Source organism: Paenibacillus sp. KS1, assembly GCF_001680695.1.
Classification (GTDB): Bacteria; Bacillota; Bacilli; order Paenibacillales; family Paenibacillaceae; genus Paenibacillus_B; species Paenibacillus_B suaedae.
In genome coordinates this window covers 41,603-58,835 of sequence record NZ_MAIS01000007.1, presented here as the reverse complement: position 1 = coordinate 58,835, position 17,233 = coordinate 41,603, and the positions used below count along the sequence as shown (strand labels likewise).

Below are 17,233 nucleotides of genomic sequence, written 5' to 3'. Positions count from 1 at the left end.
AGGTCAGCCGCTCATTTTTTTGTAAAAGTGCTTGAAGCAGGTATAACTGTGATACAATATACAGGACAACATTGGAAAATAGAGGAATCGGAGGTTCTGCATGAAAGAAGGCCGCGTGCTTAAAATGAAATTAATGCCGCCCCCTTTGAAGAAGCAGCTGCTCCACCGTCCTCGTCTTGCTAAAGTGCTAACCCGCATTACAGATTTCCCGCTCACCATATTGACCTCTGGTCCGGGATTCGGCAAGACGACGGCGCTGTCCGCCTATTTGCGCTCCTCGGACATGACGTATGCATGGTACGGAGCATCTCCCCAAGACAATGACTTTATCCCATTTGTATCCCATATCATTTATACGTTGCGGCAATCGGTTCCCGAATTCGGGGAATCGCTGCTTGCTGAGCTGCACAGCGGTGGAAATCGGAACAGCAGTGAAGATATCATTGCCTTGGCAGACTTATTTTTGAATGAGTTGGTATCGCTTTCAGAGCGGACGATATTAATTATTGATGATTACCACCTCGTCGAACCGACTACAAGCATTGACGAATGGATGCAGTATGTTGTGTCCTACTTGCCTGACTGCGACAAGATGGGCATCGTCATTTCCTCACGCGCCAAGCCTCAGTGGGATGGTCTAGCTGCACTGCGCATCCGAGGCCATGTACTGGAAATTGGCAAGGAAGAGCTTGCATTCAATGAAGAAGAAATTGAAGTGTTGTACAGCGATTATTACGGATACCCGCTTACGAAGCAGCAGCTTGAGCGGATTTATAAGCAGACGGAAGGCTGGATTATTGCGGTGCAGCTTATATGGCAGCGGCTGCTGTCTTCCAATGGGTCGCTAGAAGAACTTCTGCGGGCGCCAAGAGATACGATGGAGGAGTTGTTTCAGTTTCTGGCATTGGAGCTGTTCCAGAAGCAATCTTTGTCGATGCGCTCCTTCATGTTGGAGACGAGTATCTTTGACGAGCTTACCGGTGACTGGTGTGATGCCGTATGCGGGCGAAGCGGTTCACATGCGCTGTTGTTTGAGCTGTGCGGCAGCGGCTTCTTGTCAGCAGTCGATGACAAGCAGTTCCGCTATCATGCCCTGTTCCGTGAATTCCTGCTCGATAAGTTGAGAAGACAGCATGATCGTTACGTGTCTTTGGCGAAGCAGGCCATTCACATCTTCGCATCGCGCGGCCGCTATGATCTGGCGATGGCACAGGCGATGGTGCTGCAGGATGCCGAAGAGACGGCACTGCTGCTTCAGGATGGGGGCGAGGAGTTGATACAGGGCGGTCATTTGGAATTCGTCCATGCCTCCTTGCTGACGATTCCAGAGCGTACGAAGCGAAGATACCCATATTTGCATGTGCTGCATGGGGATATTATGCGTTATCGCTGCCAGTATGAAGAGGCGTCAGCCCAATACCGCATAGCCGAATATGAAGCAGATAGTGCCAGCAATCGCATTGTTCAGATGATGGCCCTTGAAGGGCAAGCTCTCTTATTTCTGGATACGATACAACCTGGCAAGGCAGAGCCTCTGCTGGAGCGTGCGATTGCAATTGCAGAGTCGCTCTATGGAGGCCGGATCATGCATGTAGATCGAATTGAAAGCGTTCACTTGCGGCATTCAAGCTATGAATCAGGTGGAAGGGTTCGAACGGGCGAGCGTGAGCGTCTTGGCCGCTTATATACATTGATGGCTGAAAATATGCTTAATGCGGGCAGAGGAACAGAAGCGCAGCTCTGGTACGATCGGGCTATTCATATTCACGCAGAGGGAAGAGACTGGCTGCTTGAAGCGCGGTTGTTCCTCCGCACCGGTAGACTGCACAAGGCGAAGTCGAAGCTAATGCATGCCCAGATGATGGAACAGGAACAGGGTTCGCTCTTCCGCGGGCTTAGCTACCATTCCAAGACATTATCCCGCTCGCACCGCGAGATTGACCTGCTGCTCTCGCTTATCAGCAGTATGTGCGGAGAGCCAGTTGCGGCGAAGGAGGCGGCAGAAGCGGGAATGATGCAGGGCATTCGCCTCAAGGCGCCCTTCGTGGAAGCTTGTGGATGGATGCGAATGGGCCATGCTGCGCAGCTGACTGGGAAGTATGATGCGAAGGTAGCTGCTGATTGCTATCAGGCGGCGCTGTCAATCATGGAACGGCTGGAAGTGAAGCGCGGCAGCGCTGAGCCATATATGGGGCTCTGCTTGCTCTTCGGCAGAGCTCGTTCAACGGATACGGCTCTACGATACGGGCATAGTGCTTGGGAGAAGACGCAATTCGCGAATGATGGCTGGCTCACCTCGCTAATTAGGCTGAGCATGGGCATTGCACTGTTCAACGCGAATCGGTATGCCGAAGCCGAGGATGTATTCCGTGAATGTAGTGAACGTTTCCTCGCTTGCGGTGATGGATTCGGCAGCGCTGCTGTTGAGATGTGGCTCGCATTATGCGCTTATCGGACAGAGCAGGACAGCAAGTTCGCGGTTGCGATGGAGCGCTTTTTGGCGCGGACGGAGCGGGAAGGCTACTCATTCCTGATCACGCGGCGTACATTGTTCGGGCCGAGCGACACGCAGCAGCTCATTCCGCTGCTTATTGAAGCGGTACGACTTGATATTTGCCGTTCCTACGCATCGACGATGCTTACGGAATTAGGACTAGATCAGCTTACGTACCACCCTGGATATACCTTGTATATACATACGCTTGGGAATTTTGTCGTCCAGCTTGGCGATATTGAGTTGTCGGACAAAGACTGGCAGCGTGGCAAGGCAAAAGAGCTGTTCCAGCTTCTGGTGACTAGACGGACTCGTTCGTTGACGAAGGAAGAACTGCTGGATTCTCTGTTTCCCCAATCAGAGGAGAAGGCGGCCAATCGAGACTTCAAGGTGGCGCTAAATGCCTTGAATACGGCCTTGGAACCGCATCGTCGTGTTCGTTCGAACCCTTATTACATCATTAGACGGGGAACCACCTATCAATTGAATCCGGCTGCGGGCTGGGTGCTCGACGCCAATCGCTTCGAGATGGCGATCGAACAAGGGCTTGAAGCTGGCGATGTGGAGCAGGCAATCAAACTGCTGGAAGAAGGACTCCTTATCTATGAAGGCGACTATATGCCTGAACGCCGTTACGAGGATTGGTGCATTGAGGAACGGGAACGCTTGCAAGTATTGTTCATGCGTGGAGCAGAGAGATTGTCTGGCCACTATGCGGCTATGAATACCTTCGACAAGGCGATCCGCTGGGCGGAATCGATTGTAGCGAAAGATCGCTGCTGGGAAGAGGCGTACCGAATCCTGATTGCTTGTCATCTTCAAATGAACAATCGCAATCAAGCTTTGCGCTGGTACAACAAATGCCGCAAGGCGTTGGAGGAAGAGCTAGGGATCGAGCCGATGAAGGATATCCGAGAACTTGTTCGGGACATATCGAGTGTAATGCTGAGTGATGACGAGTAAGAGGGTACTGCTGCGGAATGTTGCTTGCTTATCTGTTGATTAAGCTGGCAGTATGTCGTGCTGCGGCTTCCTAACCGATGCAACTCATTTGTAACTATACCCTCTTATGATGAATGGGAAATGATTCGTAAGGGGGTTTTTGGTGTCTATGACACAGTTATTTATTCGTGAAACAAGCAATCAGAAGCAACAATTGCATCGCAGCCATGATAAGCAACGGGCGGTTCGCATACAGATGTCAAGACTATTGCTGCTCAGCTTCATGTCCTTGCTCCTGCTGCTGACAGCTGCTTGTGGAAGCAGTGGAAGTGATGCGGGAGGGAACTCCGCGAAGCAAGAGAACAATGGTGCAGCATCGACAGAGAACAAGAATAATCAAACGGAAGAGAAGAAATCGTCCGATGGAGATAAGACGCCAATCAAGATCGGAGTGCTTGCTTCCATGTCGGGGGCGCTTGAGAGTTACGGCAAACAGACGGTTCGCGGATTCGAGCTTGGCATCGACTATGCCACACAAGGTACGAAGACGATTGATGGACGGCCAGTTGAATTCATTGTAGAAGATACGGAAACGAAGCCGGACGTAGCCGTTAAGAAGGCAACCAAGCTGCTTGAAACCGATAAGGTTGATTTCCTTGTTGGTTCATCCAGCTCAGGGGATACATTAGCGGTTCTTCCGCTTGCTGAGGAATACGAGAAGATTATGGTCGTCGAGCCAGCTGTTGCGGATAGCATTACAGGCGAGTTGTGGAACAAATACGTATTCCGCACTGCACGCAATTCCTCGCAGGACGCGGTTGCAGGCGCGGCGGCGATAGCGAAGCAGGGTGTTAAGATTGCAACGTTCGCACCGGATGGCGCGTTCGGCCGCGATGGCATTAAGGCATTCAAGGAAGCAGCGATCAAGCTTGGTGCGGAAATTGTAGAAGAGCAGTACGCGGACGCTACAGCAACGGATTTTACCGCGAACATTCAGAAAATTGTAAGTGCAAAACCGGATTACTTGTTCGTAGTATGGGCGGGGGCGAACACGCCGTGGAAGCAGCTCAAGGATATGAAGGTAACGGAGCAAGGCATCAAACTGTCTACTGGAGCTCCGGATATCGCAGCTCTGAAGACAATGCAGGAGCTGGAGGGGATGGAAGGCTTCTCGGTGTACTACCATTCACTTCCGAGCAATGATGTGAATAAATGGCTCGTAGAAGAACATACGAAGCGATTCAATGGAGATTTGCCAGATTTGTTCACACCTGGAGGCATGTCAGCAGCGATTGCGATCGTGGAAGCCGTGAAGAAGACGGGCGGGGATACGACTGCCGACAAGCTGATTGCAGCGATGGAAGGAATGACATTTGATGCGCCGAAGGGCAAGATGACGTTCCGAGCGGAGGATCATCAAGCACTGCAGACGATGTATGCGGTGAAGCTGGAGAAGAAGGATGGTACCGATTATCCGGTTCCTGTACTTATCCGTGAACTGTCGCCAGAAGAGACGGCACCGCCGATTCGCAACAAACGTTAACTAGGAGGTCGGGACATGAGCGGAGCGGAGAACAACCTCAGGACGGCCGAGTCGCTGCCGATTGAACAGGGGACGAATAGAGCTCGCCGCTCCCATTCGTCCCAAGCGGTGGATAAAATTTTGAGCACAACAGATTTGACGATTGCGTTCGGCGGACATATCGCAGTACAGGAAGTGAACCTCACCGTTGAGCGAAATCGCTTCAAGTCAATCATTGGCCCAAATGGTGCAGGTAAGACGACCTTGTTCAACTTGTTAAGCGGCGAGCTGCGGCCAACTTCTGGCCAGGTCCAATTCGAGGGGCGCGACGTGACGTTGCTGCCCCCATTCGAACGGACAAGGCTTGGGATGGGGCGATCCTTTCAGATCACGAATGTATTCCCCAATCTGACGGTGATGGAGAATGTACGGCTTGCTGTCCAATCCAGACATGGTGTTCGCATGAATTGGTATCGATCACTGCGAGCGTATCGTCAGTTTGAAGAAGAAGCGGAGCATTGGCTCGATATGGTGCTGCTTGGAAGAAGAGGCAGTGCTACAGCGAAGCACTTGGCGCATGGAGAGAAGCGCAAGCTGGAGCTAGCGATGCTGCTAGCGCTCCAGCCGTCGCTTCTTCTGCTCGATGAACCGACGGCTGGCATATCGGTGGAAGAGGTTCCAGCGATTATGGAAGTGATCCGTCGGGTGAAGGATGCCAAAGATCGAACGATATTACTGATTGAGCACAAGATGGAGATGGTTCTGGATTTATCCGATACGATCGCCGTTCTGTTTAATGGGAAGCTGCTTGCAGATGGTCATCCGGATGAGATTATGAATAATGAATTGGTACAGTCTGCTTACTTGGGAGGGTTGTATGATGACACTGCTGCAGGTGAATGAAATTGAAACGTATATCGGACAGTTTCACATTTTGCAAGGGGTCACCTTCCAAGTGAAGGCTGGTGGGATTACCGTACTGCTTGGCCGCAATGGGGCGGGCAAGACGACGACACTGCGTTCCATTATGGGATTGAATCCGGCATCCAAGGGAGAAATCCACTATAAGGGAGAACGATTGGATCAGCTTCCGACGCATCTTATTGCTCGTAAAGGGGTCGGTTATGTTCCAGAGGATCAGGGAATTTTCACTGATCTAACGGTAGGAGAAACGATGCGTATTGCGATGAGAGGGAATAGCGAAGAGGCTGCTGCTCGGCTGGAATGGACAATGGAGCTGTTCCCAGATCTGCGCCGCTTCTGGAACCGCAAGAGTGGACTCTTGAGCGGAGGGCAGAAGCAGATGCTGGCGATCTCCCGGGCATATGTGAACGACAATGAATTGCTCCTCATCGATGAACCTAGCAAAGGTCTTGCCCCGATTATGGTGGAGAAGCTGATGGAAGCTATCCAGCAGATGAAGGAGAAAACGACCGTGCTACTAGTTGAGCAGAACTTCCTTATGGCGAGCCGCATTGGAAGCGCGTACTACATGATGGACGAAGGGCGCGTCGTGAAGGCAGGAACGATGGATGAACTGCGTTATGACGAGGAGACACGGCGGAAGTATTTGGGCATTGCATAACCGATGCGCCAAAGAGGAGGGAGTATGTATTGAACGGGTTCATCAATCTGATTGTTAATGGGCTTGCGACCGGAATGCTCGTCTTCCTGCTCGCGTCGGGGCTGACACTTATATTCGGGCTTATGAGCGTGCTCAACTTCGCGCACGGCGGCTTGTTTGCCTGGGGTGCCTATAGCGGGGTGTGGTTGTATGCGGCAACGGGCTCATTCGTCTTGGCGATTGTGGGAGCAATTCTTGTTGGAATGCTGCTTGGCTTCATGATGGAACGCATTGTCATTCGGCCCGTGTACGGCAATCATGTGCAGCAGATTCTGGTCACGCTAGGCGTTATGCTCGTGTTAAGTGAATTGCTCAAAGTTGTATTCGGCCCGAATCCACTTAAGGCGGATGCCCCGCCTATACTCAGCGGAAGCTGGGAAGTTGGCGGAGTGATTCTAATTAAATACCGAATCTTCATCATCGTAATTGGTGCGCTCGTGTACGGCGGATTATTGTTCATATTGAAGCGTACGAAGATTGGTCTAATCGTGCGCGCAGGCGTTATGAATCCGGAAATGGTTCAAGCGCTAGGCATTCCGATTCGGCGTGTATTTACGCTTGTATTTATGGTTGGGGCAGGTCTGGCGGCACTGGGAGGCGTACTGCTTGCTCCATACTCAGGAGTGATATTTGCCGAAATGGGCATGCAATTTGCCATTCTTGCCTTCATCGTCGTTGTCATTGGCGGCATGGGGAGCATCCAAGGCTCTGTACTGGCTGCACTGTTAGTTGGCTTGTCGGGAGCATTTATGGCCTATTATGTGCCGGACTTGTCGCTTGCAGGCAATATGCTGTTGATGGTGGTTGTCCTTCTCATTAAGCCTTCAGGCTTGTTCGGGGCGAAGGGGGGAGCGTAATGAGACATATAAACATCGGAACGAAATGGTTCCTTCTGCTCGTCATTGGACTTGCCGTGCTGCCGTGGATCAATGACTCGCGCAGCTTCCTCATTATTATGACGCAAATTTGCATCTTCGCTGTTTTTGCGATGAGTTACGACATTTTGCTCGGTTATACAGGCATTGTCTCATTCGGTCATTGTATGTTCTTCGGTATTGGTGCGTACGCAACTGGTGTCATGCTCGATCGGATGGGGGCTAACATCGGAGTCTTGCTGCTGTCGATTGCAGCAGGTGTGATTTTGTCGGCGCTGCTCAGCTATCTGGTAGGCATGTTGTCTTTGCGTTTGAAGAATCACTTTTACGCAATGCTTACGTTGGCCTTTTCCGGATTACTGCTTGTCTTGGCGGAGAAGTGGAGGTCTCTGACGCGAGGAAATGACGGCTTCACGTTCCCGATTCCCTCGGAGCTAAAGGATCGGACGGTGCTGTACATGGTATCGCTCGCTGTGATGGTTGTCATCTATATGCTGCTAAGAAGATTCACGCAATCCCCCGTCGGTCGTGTGTTGATGGCGATACGTGAAAACGAGCAGCGAACCGCTTCGCTCGGCTATGAGATCATCCACTACAAGGTGTTTGCAAGTGTAGTCGCAGGTGTAGTCGCCAGCATTAGCGGCTCAATGTATGTGCTGACACTGCGATTCGTCAATACGACGGTGTTCGCGATGGATATGACCTTGAACGCGCTTCTGATGACGATTATTGGCGGCGTTGGGACGCTATTCGGGGCGATTATTGGCTCAGCGATTATTGAATGGGCGCACCATGGCCTAACTGAGCTGGCTAAGTTCCACCCCATATTCGAGAGATGGATTATTTTCTTTGGCCTTCTCTATATTGTCGTCGTGCTCGTCTTCCCAGCAGGCATAACCGGAACGCTCCGATTGTGGTGGATGAAGCGGAGAGGAAGGAGAACCTCTTCGTCTCCTACAGAGACAGCATCTCGGCATGGGAAGGAGGAGGCAGGATGACTTCTCGCAGGCAGAAGGACTCGGCTGTGGAACACTTGGATGAGGATGTGCACTTGGAGGCTCATGACAGTCGAAATCAGTACAATCGACATCATTTGGTTGAGGATACCTCTGTGGTCGGTTCCTTTGTCGTCCGCTGCCGGATACGGCAGGAGACCGAGGGTTTGGACGATTGGCGAATCCGAATTACCTATGTACAGGGCCAGGAAGAGCAGACCGTTGCTTCATGGGAGGAAGCGGTTGGCTATATGCAGCTGATGATGAAGCGGGGGAATGACGTGTATGAACGAGAACGGAATGAATGAAAGAGAAAAGAATGAGCAGTCGATCGTCCGTCTGTTGTCCGTAGGAACTTATATCCCTGAACCGAAAATGACTAGCAGCGATATTGCAGAAGCATCAGGCATTCCTCAGCATATTGTGGAGTCGAAGCTGGGCGTCCGGCAGAAGCCTGTACCAGGGCCTGATGATCATCCCTGCGCGATGGGGGTTGCAGCAGCGAAGGAAGCGATTCGTCGTGCCCAGATCGCGCCTGAGGAAATTGATCTCATTATATATATCGGTGAAGAATACAAGGAATACCCGGTATGGACGGCGGCTCTTCAACTGCAGCATGAGATTGGAGCTGTAAATGCGTGGGGTTTCGATATGGGCTCCCGATGCTGTACGGCAATTATGGCCGCTCAGACAGCGAAGTCGATGATGTTGGGGGATGCTCGTATTCGCACTGTGCTGCTTGCTGGTGGCTATCCGCAACGGCGACCTGATTGACTTAACGGACCCGAACACTCGCTTCATGGCGAACTTGGGTGCTGGCGGCGGAGCGATGCTGCTCCAGCGTGGGGCGGGTCCTTCGTATCCAGAGGTGCTGGATTCAGCAATTATTACGGATGGATCATTTGCGCAGGATGTCATCATTCAAGCAGGGGGAACGAAGGAGCCATTGACGGCTGAGCTATTGGCGCAAGGTCAGGCTTGCTTCCGAGTCCCAGATCCAGAACGGATGAAGTCGCGACTGGATGCGGTGTCGATGCAGCGATTCACTCAGGTGGTGGAACAAGCTATTCAGGGTAGTGGATATACGATCTCGAATATTGATTTTATCGGCTTGCTTCATATGAAACGATCTGCACATGAATTCGTGCTGCGTTCCTTGGGGATTCCCGAAGAACGTTCCGTTTATTTGGAGGACTACGGACATATCGGTCAATTTGATCCGATTCTATGTATTGAATTAGGCGTAAATCGGAAATTAATTCAACCGGGCAGCATTGTTGTATTGGCAGCTGCGGGCATCGGATATGCGTGGGGAGCTCTCACCTTAAGATGGGGGGATGAAGCATGAAGATTCATGTAAAATCCGTTGAATTGCCAAATGGGGAAACACTCGGATACCGTGAACGTGATGGCGGCGATGAGGTAGTTGTGCTGATTCATGGCAACATGAATTCGTCCTGTCATTGGGACGTCGTGCTGGAACAGATGGATGCTCGGTATAAGCTGTATGCGGTCGACCTGCGGGGATTTGGTATTTCTACCTATCATACGCCGATTGAGTCCTTGTCTGATTTCACTGCAGATGTGAAGCAATGGGTCGATTTACTCGGTCTAACTCGTTTTACCCTCATTGGCTGGTCGACTGGTGGCGGGGTGGCAATGGAGTATACTGCCGCTTATCCTGATGAGGTAAAGCGGCTAGTGCTGTTGGCAAGCGTCTCGACTCGTGGATATCCATTCTATGAGGACGGATCGGATGGTTTGCCAGATGTTACGCGCCGGATTACGACAATAGAAGGTATTCGATCATTGGCTCGCAATACCCTCATCGAATCGGCAAACATACGTCGGGATCGCCGGTTTATGAAGCAATTGTATGAGGCCGTTATCTATGATCGGAATCAACCGGAAGAGGCAAGATACGAAACCTATATAGACGATATTTTGACGCAACGAAATCTGATGGATGTGTATCATGCGCTGAACACGTTTAACGTGAGTGTATTTGATCATGAAGCATCTCCGGGAAGCGGGGCTGTGAAACGAATTAAAGCCCCCGTTTTGGTTCTGCGGGGCATGCAGGATTTAGTTATTACTGAGGCGATGACGAGAGAGACGCTGGCCGATCTGGGAGACATTGCGGAGTTCGTTCCATTGACAGGATGCGGTCACTCACCGTTAGTTGACGATCTTCCGCAGCTGCTGGATGCAATTGAGTCCTTCTTGGGGAGAGATTCATCAGAAGCAGCTCCTAGCGGGTCAACTGCATCGGCCGGCCATACAGATTGAAGGGAGACAGGGGAAGACGATGACGATGACGATGAAGCTTACAGGGAAAACGGCAATCATTACAGGCGGAGCAAGCGGCATAGGGCTTGCAGCGGTACACTTGTTTCTTGAGGCAGAGGCGAATGTTGTCATCGCTGACTTCAATGAGACGGCGGGACAGCAAGTGATCGATGAGCTGGCAAGTGAACAGCGTGATCGCGCGTTATTCGTGAAGACGAATGTAGCGGATGAAGAAAGCGTGCGGCAACTGATGGAGCAGACGGTTGCAACATTTAGCGGTATCGACATTCTGATCAACAATGCTGGAATTACACGTGATGCAATGCTGCTGAAGATGACCCCAGAGCAATGGCAGGATGTAATCAATGTGAACTTGAATGGAGTGTTTCTATGCACGCGTCTTGCAGCTCCTTATATGGCGGCGCAAGGCAAGGGTAAAATCATTAATACTTCATCGATTGTTGGCGTTCAAGGCAATATTGGACAGACGAACTATGCTGCGACCAAAGCAGGCGTCATTGGCATGACGCGTACATGGGCTCGGGAGCTAGGATACAAGGGGATCTGTGTGAACGCGGTTGCCCCAGGCTTCATCGCAACAGAGATGGTGGCCAAGATGCCGGACAAGATTATTGACAGCATGCGTGAAAAAGTACCGCTGCGCCGATTAGGACGGCCGGATGAAGTTGCACAAGCGTATTTATTCCTCGCTTCGGATGCAGCTGATTATATAAATGGAACAGTGCTGGAAGTGAACGGAGGGTTGTCCATTTGAATGGACTAGATGCTCGTCACAGCACAGTGGATAGCCGATTCGATCAGCGGCTGAATCAACCGCTTGTCCTGCGCCGCTGCGCTCAGGTTATGAGCGCGGATGAAGCGGTGGCGCTTATTGCGAATGATGCAACGGTTGCTGTGGGAGGCTTCGTTGGATGTGCTCACCCAGAAGCGCTTACGTCAGCGTTGGAGCGCCGTTTCTTGAAAGAGGCGGCGCCGACAGGGCTTACAGTTGTGTATGCAGCCGGACAAGGGGATGGCGTTGTTCGCGGCGTGAACCATCTTGCATATGAAGGCATGGTGAAGCGGGTCATTGGAGGGCATTGGGGACTTGCTCCGCGTTTGGGTGCGCTTGCGCTCGATAACCGGATAGAAGCCTACAATTTTCCGCAGGGTGTGATTGTACATCTCTATCGTGATATTGCTGCAGGCCGATCGGGGACATTGACCCATGTCGGCCTTCATACCTTTGTCGACCCGAGGAATGGAGGGGGCAGGCTGAATGCAAGCACGGTGGAAGAGCTTGTAGAGCTGGTGCAGCTTGGAGGCCGAGAGCAGCTCTATTATCGAGCTTTTCCAATTCATTGCGCTTTCGTGCGCGGCACGACTGCTGATGAGCGCGGCAATATCTCCATGGAGCGAGAGGCAGTAACATTAGAAATGCTGGCACTTGCTCAAGCAGCGAGGAACAGCGGAGGAATTGTAATTGCGCAGGTAGAGCGCATCGTGCCGCACGGAACCATGCATTCGAAGCAGGTAGTCATCCCAGGCATGCTGGTCGATGCTGTCGTTGTCGCTAGGCCAGAGGAGCATACAATGACGTTCGCAGAGGTATACAACCCCGCATATGCTGGGGAGATACAGCAGGAATCGTCCGCCGCATATGTGCCTCCAATGGCAAGAGATGAGCGGCTAGTCATTGCACGGCGAGCCCTTAAGGAAATCCCCTCCCACAGTGTTGTTAATCTCGGTATCGGACTGCCTGAGGGAGTTGGATATGCAGCACTTGAAGCGGGACGAACAGATATGACGCTGCTGCTTGAATCCGGCCCTGTTGGTGGCATACCTGCACGCGGGTTAAGCTTCGGCGCATCTGCGTTTGCGGAGGCTATTCTTGATCAGCCAGCTCAATTCGACTTCTTCGATGGAGGAGGGATTGATGTTGCTTGTCTGGGGATGGCAGAGGCAGACGGCAGAGGAGACGTGAATGTGAGTCTGTACGGCGGCAAGCTGACAGGCTGCGGCGGCTTCATTAATATAAGCCAAAATGCGAAGAAGCTTGTCTTCTGCTCCACCTTTACGGCTGGCGGTCTGAAGATGGAGATGGCTGATAGGGGCCTCCGCATCCTTCAAGAGGGACGCTTCCGGAAGTTCGTTCGGCAGGTAGAGCAACTCACCTTCTGCGCAGATTATGCACAGCGACGTGGCATCGAAGTGCTGTATGTGACAGAGCGCGCAGTATTCCGTCTGTATGCAGGGGAACTAGAACTTATCGAGATGGCACAGGGACTATCGCTGGAAGCAGACATTCTAGCCAATATGGACATCGTGCCTCGCATCAGTACACAGCTGAATCGGATGGGAGAGGATCTGTTCCGATAGGGACTGTTATAGAGACTGTCTCATAAGCTGAGGCTGATTTACTGCCTGTAAGATGATAACTGGTAATGTGAAAGGTCGAGTAAGGGGGACGTTGGTACCCTAACTCGACCTTTTGTTTTATTGCTGCTTCGCCTCCATCACCTGCGTCTGCAATGGCTGTTCGAGGTGATTTTCAAGGCAGCGAAAATATTGTGAGCGCTATCAAAAAATGTTGCTTGCCTTACAAAACCGGGCGAGATTATCATGAAATTGCGGAAGGGGCCCAAAAATTACCGCAATCGATATGGAAAGGGGAAGATCATGAAGACGAACAGTCAACCGGGGGGACGCCGATCATTTCACTTGCGTGAAAATGCTCAACTCTACCTTATAATGCTTCCCGTGCTACTTCATATTTTTATTTTCAGCTATATTCCGATGTACGGGATAATCATCGCATTTCAAGATTATTTCCCGGGAAAACCTTTTTTCTCATTTACAGATACGAATTGGGTAGGTTTTAAACACTTTATTGAATTTTTTAATGGTCCGTATTTTGGAAGATTGATGCGTAATACGTTCTCGCTCAGCTTTTATTTTCTGTTGTTTGGCTTCTGGGTGCCCATTCTGTTTGCGGTATTGCTTAACGAACTGAAGAATGGCATCTTCAAGAAGTACGTACAGACCGCAAGCTACTTGCCTCACTTTATTTCAAACGTCGTCGTTGCGGGCATGGTGTTGTCATTCATTAATACAGATGGAATCATTAATACCATCGTGAAGATGTTCGGCGGGGCACCGGTCGCGATAAACACGGAAGCGGGGTATTTTCCGGCCATTTATACGATTACGAGCATATGGAAATCATTTGGCTGGAGCAGTATTTTGTATTTGGCAGCCATGTCCTCTGTTGATCCTCATTTATACGAAGCTGCCAAGATGGACGGAGCCAACCGCTTTAAACAAATCCTCCATATTTCGTTGCCATCCATTCGTCCGACCATCTTATTCCTGCTTATATTCGCGATTGGCAGTCTGTTTTCAGCGAACAGCGAGTTTATTTTGTTGATCTACAACCCAATGGTATATGAAACGGCGGATGTCATTGGCACCTATTTGTACCGCGATGGCTTGCTTGGCGGACAATTCAGCTTAGGAACGGCAGTTGGGCTGTTCATATCGGTCATCAACTTCACGCTGCTGTATTTCGCAAATACGCTAAGCCGTAAATATTCAGATTATGCCTTGTGGTAAGGAGGAGTACAATGGCCTCGGTCAGGAAAAATCCGAACAAGATCAGGGAAGGCTCTGTCGTGGTCGACATTATCTTGTACGCGATCGCGCTCGTCATTTGCTTAATCACCCTGTATCCGTTTTATTTCGTCATCATCATGTCGATCAGTTCGCCTTCGGAAGTAGCCGCCATGAATGTTGTTTGGTTTCCGAAAGGCTTTAACCTAAGCTCATATGAATTGATCGTAAGAGATGCGAAAATGTGGTGGGCGTATTCGAACACTTTGATTTACGTCGTCGCAGGCACGCTTTTGAACTGCTTAATGGCTGTATTGGGTGCATACCCGTTAACGGTGCGCAATCTGAAGGGGCGAAAATGGATCGTTGTATTTCTACTAATTCCGATGTATTTCGGGGGTGGATTAATTCCCTCCTACCTGCTCGTGAATAAGCTCGGGATGTACAATACCATGTTTGCAGTTATTATCCCCGGGATGGTCAGTATTTGGAATATTATCCTCGTCAGGACGTTTTTTATGACGATTCCAGATGGTCTGAAGGAATCTGCTTTTATCGACGGGGCCTCCCATCTGCAGCTGCTGTTTAAGATTATATTGCCGATTTCTAAGCCGATTCTTGCCGTTATTGCGATTTATTCGATTGTCGGCATTTGGAACAGCTGGTTCGACGCGCTTGTCTATCTGCCGAACGAAAAGCTTCATCCGCTGCAAATGTATCTATACCGTGTCGTCGTTCAACAGTCGGTGGATCTAAAGATGTTATCGCTGGAAGATACCAAAAATGCGGTGGCGAACATGTTGACCAACATCCAGTTAAAATACGCGATTATCGTTTTTACGGCATTGCCTGTCATATTTACGTATCCATTTTTTCAAAAGTATTTCATCAAGGGAGCGCTTCTTGGTTCTTTAAAAGAGTAGGACTATACTCTTTGAGGGAACAGATCGAATTAACGTCGAAGGGCATTGCGGTCTGGACTATAAAGAATGTTTTTTACAGATTGAAAGCGTTTACAATATATCTTGGGATAAGATTCTAGCATTTCAGCTACAAGGGCCAGATTTCGGTGAAATCATTTTGAAATTCGTTTTTATCGATTCGAGGGGGAATCTAAAAATGAAACAATGGAAAAGAACACTGATCTCCGTATTAACGGCAATTCTCGTGATTGGGTCGATCACGGCATGCAGCACCTCCAGTAACAGCGCCAACAGCGGTGATAACAAGAAGGAGGAAGCGGGAGGATCTGCTTCTGCCGAAGTCAAAAAGTTGAAACTGCTCGGGCCGCAAGGTTCGAACAAATATATCAAATTCGATGAGAGAGAAAAATATCCGGTATGGAAAGAAGTCGATAAGATGCTCACAGATGCCGGTTTGCAATTGGACTACGAGATGGTTCCAGGCGAGCAATATAAAGTGGTCGTTCAAACGAGAATGGCATCTGGTTCCTCACTTCCTGACATCGTGAACATTTCGGCACTAGATAACACGACGGTGTTGAATTTGGCGAAGCAGGGTGTCCTGCTTGATCTGAATCCTCTGATCGAGAAGTACAGCAACGGCAACATTAAGAAAATGTACAATGAAGAATTCCCATACGCCAAAAAGACGACAACATCGCCTGACGGCAAAATGTACTGGTTCAGCAATCTTCATAAAAAAACATATCAGGAAAAAACACCAGCTCCGGTTGCATTGACGATGCTGCTTCGTAAAGACTGGCTTGATAAGCTGAAGCTCCCGGTTCCTAACACAGCTGCAGAATATTTGCAAACATTGAAGACGTTCCGGGAGAAGGATGCCAACGGAGACGGCAAGCAAAACGAAGTGCTCGTATACGATCCAAGCAAATTTGAAGGCGCTATCGCGCAATGGTTCGGGCTTGGTACAGATATCACGGCAATAGATGTTGAGAACAAAAAGGTAGTATCCCCTTGGTATCAAGACGGAATTAAAGATTACTTCCGCTACTTGCAGCAGTTAACGAAAGAGGGCATTCTCGACACAAGCCTGATTGGGGCAACAGGGGAGCAAAAGCAACAAAAAATGACAGAAAACCAGGTTGCTTCATTGAGTGATTATAATCTGGAAACTTATCAGGAGCCTACCATTAACGGTGGAGGGGAGTTCCTCCCATTGATGCCGCTCAAGGCGGTCGACGGTATCACTCCGGCAGCACAGTTGGAACCTCCATTCCTTGTGTGGCAGAAGTATGCAATTACAAAAGATTGCAAAGACGTGGAAGCAGCCATCAAGTTTTTCGATACGATTTACTCGGAAAAATATGCAGATCTTCTGTATTGGGGAATCGAAGGGCAAACTTACAAGAAGGACAGCAACGGCGCGAAGGTATTTATTAATAATGGCTCAGACGAAGAGTTGGCTAAATCGGGTCAAATTACTGGGCGTCCGTTATTCGGGGACACGGTTTTTCCACGTATTCAATTCGCCAATCTCGAATTCGAGCTCTCTGGTGTGCCCAAAGCAAAAGCTGATCATGAACTGAATATTTTGAATTACAAACCATATTTTGTGAATATGAACCTGAACTATCTGGCCATTCCTGATGATCAGCAGCTCGAGAAGAAAACAAAAATTTTAACCAACTTGACTACGTATTCTCAGGAGCTTGCGACCAAGCTTGCTCTAGGCCAAAAATCGCTTGACGATTGGGATCAATATATCTCCGAACTGAAGAAGCTCGGACTTGATGAATTAATGGAAATCGATCAGCAGCTGCTCGATAGATACAACAGCATCCAATAACATTGCATCAATAATACGGAAAATTGGCGTTCTCCTCGGCTTCCATAGAGGAGTTCGCCGTTTTCTTCATATTGCTTCATTATGCAATGTGGTCTTCAAACCGAAGGAGGTGCA

13 protein-coding genes and 1 pseudogene are annotated in these 17,233 nt (G+C 50.0%); all 14 read left to right on the top strand.

Annotated elements, in window-relative coordinates; translation table 11 throughout:
* The first annotated feature begins 100 nt into the window (after window positions 1–100).
* The 14 genes and pseudogenes from BBG47_RS04245 (at window position 101) to BBG47_RS04180 (ending at window position 17,119) form a co-directional block, all read left to right on the top strand.
* Entirely contained in the window at window positions 101–3,457 is a 3,357-nt protein-coding gene (locus BBG47_RS04245; RefSeq protein ID WP_065290655.1) for an AfsR/SARP family transcriptional regulator, read from the top strand.
* Between the two features lie 142 nt (window positions 3,458–3,599).
* Entirely contained in the window at window positions 3,600–4,979 is a 1,380-nt protein-coding gene (locus tag BBG47_RS04240) for a substrate-binding domain-containing protein (protein WP_094183129.1), read from the top strand.
* 15 nt (window positions 4,980–4,994) lie between these two features.
* Complete coding sequence (locus tag BBG47_RS04235) at window positions 4,995–5,861, top strand: ABC transporter ATP-binding protein (RefSeq protein ID WP_083189077.1); 867 nt, start codon at window positions 4,995–4,997, stop codon at window positions 5,859–5,861.
* The gene (locus BBG47_RS04230; protein WP_065290654.1) at window positions 5,839–6,543 is read left to right on the top strand and encodes an ABC transporter ATP-binding protein; all 705 of its coding nucleotides are present in this window, start codon (window positions 5,839–5,841) and stop codon (window positions 6,541–6,543) included. Before BBG47_RS04235 ends, BBG47_RS04230 begins: the two co-directional genes overlap by 23 nt.
* 29 nt (window positions 6,544–6,572) lie before the next feature.
* Window positions 6,573–7,439: a branched-chain amino acid ABC transporter permease gene (locus BBG47_RS04225; protein ID WP_065290653.1), complete on the top strand. Its 867-nt coding sequence runs from the start codon at window positions 6,573–6,575 to the stop codon at window positions 7,437–7,439.
* Window positions 7,439–8,455 (top strand): branched-chain amino acid ABC transporter permease, encoded by a 1,017-nt coding sequence (locus tag BBG47_RS04220; protein WP_065290652.1) that lies wholly within the window; start codon window positions 7,439–7,441, stop codon window positions 8,453–8,455. Before BBG47_RS04225 ends, BBG47_RS04220 begins: the two co-directional genes overlap by 1 nt.
* Window positions 8,452–8,760 (top strand): hypothetical protein, encoded by a 309-nt coding sequence (locus BBG47_RS04215; protein ID WP_065290651.1) that lies wholly within the window; start codon window positions 8,452–8,454, stop codon window positions 8,758–8,760. Before BBG47_RS04220 ends, BBG47_RS04215 begins: the two co-directional genes overlap by 4 nt.
* Window positions 8,738–9,800 (top strand): annotated as a pseudogene (locus BBG47_RS04210) (3-oxoacyl-ACP synthase). Before BBG47_RS04215 ends, BBG47_RS04210 begins: the two are co-directional and overlap by 23 nt.
* Window positions 9,797–10,741, top strand: coding sequence for an intracellular short-chain-length polyhydroxyalkanoate depolymerase (gene phaZ, locus BBG47_RS04205; protein ID WP_065290650.1), 945 nt, complete (start codon window positions 9,797–9,799; stop codon window positions 10,739–10,741). The pseudogene BBG47_RS04210 and the gene phaZ overlap by 4 nt, the downstream one beginning before the upstream one ends.
* A gap of 31 nt (window positions 10,742–10,772) precedes the next feature.
* The gene (gene fabG / locus BBG47_RS04200) at window positions 10,773–11,516 is read left to right on the top strand and encodes a 3-oxoacyl-ACP reductase FabG (RefSeq protein ID WP_036619097.1); all 744 of its coding nucleotides are present in this window, start codon (window positions 10,773–10,775) and stop codon (window positions 11,514–11,516) included.
* The gene (locus BBG47_RS04195) at window positions 11,513–13,120 is read left to right on the top strand and encodes an acyl CoA:acetate/3-ketoacid CoA transferase (protein WP_083189076.1); all 1,608 of its coding nucleotides are present in this window, start codon (window positions 11,513–11,515) and stop codon (window positions 13,118–13,120) included. Before fabG ends, BBG47_RS04195 begins: the two co-directional genes overlap by 4 nt.
* A gap of 243 nt (window positions 13,121–13,363) precedes the next feature.
* Window positions 13,364–14,353: an ABC transporter permease gene (locus BBG47_RS04190; protein ID WP_254659737.1), complete on the top strand. Its 990-nt coding sequence runs from the start codon at window positions 13,364–13,366 to the stop codon at window positions 14,351–14,353.
* 11 nt (window positions 14,354–14,364) lie between these two features.
* Window positions 14,365–15,273: a carbohydrate ABC transporter permease gene (locus BBG47_RS04185; protein WP_065290648.1), complete on the top strand. Its 909-nt coding sequence runs from the start codon at window positions 14,365–14,367 to the stop codon at window positions 15,271–15,273.
* Between the two features lie 196 nt (window positions 15,274–15,469).
* The gene (locus tag BBG47_RS04180) at window positions 15,470–17,119 is read left to right on the top strand and encodes an extracellular solute-binding protein (protein ID WP_065290647.1); all 1,650 of its coding nucleotides are present in this window, start codon (window positions 15,470–15,472) and stop codon (window positions 17,117–17,119) included.
* The last annotated feature ends 114 nt before the right edge of the window (window positions 17,120–17,233 follow it).

What these genes read in the sequence shown, in the direction of transcription:
- BBG47_RS04230 (WP_065290654.1), top strand. Translation starts at nt 5,839, where the DNA reads ATGACACTGCTGCAGGTGAATGAAATTGAAACGTATATCGGACAGTTT.
- BBG47_RS04180 (WP_065290647.1), top strand. Translation starts at nt 15,470, where the DNA reads ATGAAACAATGGAAAAGAACACTGATCTCCGTATTAACGGCAATTCTC.
- BBG47_RS04190 (WP_254659737.1), top strand. Translation starts at nt 13,364, where the DNA reads ATGAAATTGCGGAAGGGGCCCAAAAATTACCGCAATCGATATGGAAAG.
- BBG47_RS04245 (WP_065290655.1), top strand. Translation starts at nt 101, where the DNA reads ATGAAAGAAGGCCGCGTGCTTAAAATGAAATTAATGCCGCCCCCTTTG.
- BBG47_RS04220 (WP_065290652.1), top strand. Translation starts at nt 7,439, where the DNA reads ATGAGACATATAAACATCGGAACGAAATGGTTCCTTCTGCTCGTCATT.
- BBG47_RS04215 (WP_065290651.1), top strand. Translation starts at nt 8,452, where the DNA reads ATGACTTCTCGCAGGCAGAAGGACTCGGCTGTGGAACACTTGGATGAG.
- BBG47_RS04235 (WP_083189077.1), top strand. Translation starts at nt 4,995, where the DNA reads ATGAGCGGAGCGGAGAACAACCTCAGGACGGCCGAGTCGCTGCCGATT.
- BBG47_RS04185 (WP_065290648.1), top strand. Translation starts at nt 14,365, where the DNA reads ATGGCCTCGGTCAGGAAAAATCCGAACAAGATCAGGGAAGGCTCTGTC.
- fabG (WP_036619097.1), top strand. Translation starts at nt 10,773, where the DNA reads ATGAAGCTTACAGGGAAAACGGCAATCATTACAGGCGGAGCAAGCGGC.
- phaZ (WP_065290650.1), top strand. Translation starts at nt 9,797, where the DNA reads ATGAAGATTCATGTAAAATCCGTTGAATTGCCAAATGGGGAAACACTC.